Annotated in this window: 5 protein-coding genes; all 5 read left to right on the top strand. The window is 64.8% G+C overall.

Features of this window, described 5'->3' with window-relative positions:
* Nucleotides 1–955: FAD-dependent oxidoreductase (locus tag VGD20_RS11175; protein WP_331134518.1), on the top strand; the 955-nt coding region annotated here is incomplete at its 5' end.
* A gap of 21 nt (nt 956–976) precedes the next feature.
* Nucleotides 977–1,567, top strand: coding sequence for a hypothetical protein (locus VGD20_RS11170; protein ID WP_331134517.1), 591 nt, complete (start codon nt 977–979; stop codon nt 1,565–1,567).
* A gap of 24 nt (nt 1,568–1,591) precedes the next feature.
* Nucleotides 1,592–2,212 (top strand): phosphatase PAP2 family protein, encoded by a 621-nt coding sequence (locus tag VGD20_RS11165; protein ID WP_331134516.1) that lies wholly within the window; start codon nt 1,592–1,594, stop codon nt 2,210–2,212.
* A gap of 43 nt (nt 2,213–2,255) precedes the next feature.
* On the top strand, nt 2,256–2,693 hold the full coding sequence (locus tag VGD20_RS11160; protein ID WP_331134515.1) for a hypothetical protein: 438 nt from the start codon (nt 2,256–2,258) through the stop codon (nt 2,691–2,693).
* Between the two features lie 164 nt (nt 2,694–2,857).
* The coding region (locus tag VGD20_RS11155; protein WP_331134514.1) for an amidohydrolase family protein at nt 2,858–3,428 on the top strand (571 nt) is incomplete at its 3' end.

The following is a 3,428-nucleotide window of genomic DNA, read 5'->3' as shown; positions in this document are numbered from 1 at the left end:
CGAGCTGCCGTTCGCGCAAAGCGACGGCAAGCGCATCTGGACCTACCGCCACGCCATGACCCCGCCCGAAATGCCGAGCGAGCTCCTCGTAATCGGGTCGGGCGCGATCGGCATCGAGTTCGCGAGCTTTTACAGCGACATGGGCGTCGACGTGACCGTCGTCGAAATGCTCGACCGCCTCGTACCCGTCGAGGATGCCGACGTCTCGGCTTTCCTCGAAAAGGCGCTCAAGAAGCAGGGCATGACGATCTTCACCGGTGCCGGCGTCGAGGAACTGAAAGCCACCGCGAGCGGCGTCACCGCGAAGATCAAGACCAAGGACGGCAAGGTCGAAAGCGCCGAATTCAGCCACGCGATCGTCGCGATCGGCATCGCCCCGAACACCGAAAATATCGGGCTCGAAGCGCTCGGCGTGAAGACAACGAAAGGTCATATCGACACCGACGCGATGTGCCGCACCAACGTCCCCGGCATCTGGGCGATCGGCGACGTCACCGCACCGCCATGGCTCGCGCACAAGGCGATGCACGAGTCCGTCATTTCGGTCGAGGCCATCGCAGGCAATCACCCGCACGCGATGGACCCGCGCAACATCCCGGGCTGCACCTATTGCCGCCCGCAGATCGCCAGCGTCGGGCTGACCGAAGCGAAGGCGAAGGAACTCGGCTACGAGGTCAAGGCCGGCACCTTCCCCTTCATCGGCAACGGCAAGGCGATTGCGCTGGGCGAGTCCGAGGGCTTCACCAAGACCGTGTTCGACGCGAAGACCGGCGAACTGCTCGGCGCGCACATGATCGGCGCCGAGGTTACCGAGCTGATCCAGGGCTATACGATCGGCAAGACCGCCGAACTGGTCGAGGATGATTTCATCGGCACCGTCTTTCCGCATCCGACGCTCAGCGAAACGATGCACGAGGGCGTGCTGGCGGCGTTCGGACGCCCGCTGCACATCTAGGGCCGGACGAGGTATCGCCGCTTGAATCCGTCGATCCTCCATTTTTCCCGGACGGGCGGCGTCATCAAGATGCTGTTCTTCCTGGGAGTGGCGGCGATCGCCTTTGCGGTAGCGTGCCTGATGTATGCCGAGCGCGAGGCGCCGCCGCCGACCCGGCACCTCTCCGGCATCGAATTGCCGGCTCCTGCCCCGCACCGCGATCCGCTGGCGCCGCTCAAGATGCCCCTGCTGGTCGTCGCCGGATGCGTGTGTCTTTTCTACGCCGGGCGGCACGGACTGCGCGCGGCAGCCCGCGAGGTGGCGGCAAGGACCGAAGGAGGCCGTCTTCACCTTCACGCGAGTTACGGGGCGGAGGCCGGTCCGTTGCCCGTGGAGGCGATCATCGAAGCCATCTTCGATCGCGCTGACCGTCTGCCGGGCGACGCCTCCGGTTCGGTAAAACTCGGCGCCCGGCTGCGGCATGGTCTCTATCTTCGCTATCGCGCCGGGAGCGTGACCCGCGAGTTGAGGCTGATCGACAATGATCTCGACGGCGGGACGGAACAGCTTCGCCGCTTTGCCGACCATCTCGATGTATGGCGCCAATCGCGGCGCACGTGGAACGAGGGCTGACGGATGGCGGTTGGATCCCGGTTATTGACGGCATCCGCGGCGTTGATCGCCGCGACGATCCTGCTTGGCCTCGCGGTCGGTGCGGGCTGGACCGGGGCCACCGATTGGCAGGTTTCGCACATGCTTTCGCTGCGCGTCGACGAAAGCGATCCGGCCTTCATATCCTTCATGCAGGCGGCGAGCTGGATCGGCGGCGGGACGCCGCGCTGGATCATCGTCATCCTGCTTTGTGGCCTTGTCTGGCACTGGTGTGGCCCGCGCTGCGCTGTCGCGCTCGGCGGGGCGTCGCTGCTCTCGAATCTCGCGTCCAGCGTGATGAAGCTCGGCTTCGGCCGCGCGCGGCCCGACCTGATCGACCATCTCGATCATCAGACGAGCTTTTCCTACCCCAGCGGCCATGCGACGAGCGCGGCGGTCGTCTACCTGCTGCTCGCCTGGCTCGCCCCGCTGCGCTGGCGCCGCGCGGCGTGGAGCCTCGCCGGTGCGATGATCGTCCTCAACGGCTTTTCGCGCATCATGCTCGGCGTCCACTGGGCGAGCGATATAATGGGCGGCACGATGCTCGGCGCGGCGTTCGCGCTGCTTGGTGCGTGGTGGGTACGCGCGCGCGGCGAATCGCGGCCCGCGGCACTAAGGGAATCGTAAACCCTCGCTGCTACGAAGTTCCCCGAATGACAGGGGCTTCGACATGAATAACAGCCTGGGGAAAATGGCGGCGGTAATCGCCGGCCTTTTACCGCTCGTCTATATCGGTTGGCTGCTGCGTCATTTTATCGGCGTTGGCGGTGGATCGATCGACGGAATTGTCGGTATCGGCCTCGGCCCGACGGTGATCGGCCTGTCGCTAGTCGGCCTGCTTTTCGCGCTGCCGCTGATCATCAAGCTGCTCCGCGCCGCGACAGGCGTCAACCGCGTGCCGGGGAAGGATTTCAACGCCAGACTCAAGCCCGGCGAAGTCTCCGACGAACCATCGTTCGACGCCGACGCGGTCTTTGCCAACTATATGCGCAAGCGCGATCAGCCTGGCGAGGCCCCGCCCGCCGAAAATGGCTCTGCGATTTCGATCGACACCCCGGAATCAGCCCCGGTCCGTTCGACGGGTTTCGGCCGCAAGGGGCTCGGCTGAACAATCCGGTATCCCCGCCGATTTTCCGCTGTCCTACCCCGCTGCTTTTTGCCATCAGCATGGCAGGCAACAATCGGGGGCGGACATATATGCAATCGCGAGTGAAGTTTGGCAGTTTTCTGCGGGGAATCGCTTTGGGCTCGGCGGCGTTTTTCGCGTCCTCCATGCTGCCTGCGCAGGCACAGGAGGGTACCGGCCAGACCGTGATCACCGCAGCGCGCTACATCGACGTGCTGACCGGCAAGACGGTCGACTTTCCTGCCATCTTCGTTGCCGCCGATGGCCGCATCACGAACATCGCCGACGCGCGCACGGTACGCTGGGGATCGAATGTCAAGCATATCGACCTTGGCGACAGGACGCTGGTTCCGGGTCTGATCGACATGCACGTCCATCTCGACGGCCCCGCCGATATCGGCGGCTATCGCGGCCTCGAGTTTACCGACAGTTTCTGGGGCATGACCGCGGTCAAGAATGCCAACGACATGCTCGGCGCGGGCTTCACCACGGTCCGCAACCTCGGGTCGAGCGACCGCAACGATATCGGGCTCAAACAGGCGATCGACGCGGGCTATGCAACGGGGCCGCGCATCGTTCCGGCAGGCTACGCGCTCGGCGCGACCGGAGGGCACTGTGACAGCACCTTCCTGCCACCCAGCCTCGAAAAGAAGGACGGCAAGGAAGAGGGGATTGGCGATACGCCCGAGGAACTTCGCTATCAGGTCCGCCGCCAGC

Source organism: Sphingopyxis sp. (assembly GCF_036402335.1).
In the GTDB taxonomy this organism is placed as follows: Bacteria; Pseudomonadota; Alphaproteobacteria; order Sphingomonadales; family Sphingomonadaceae; genus Sphingopyxis.
The sequence above is the reverse complement of the archived record's forward strand: the minus strand, read 5'-3'. Positions and strand labels throughout refer to the sequence as shown.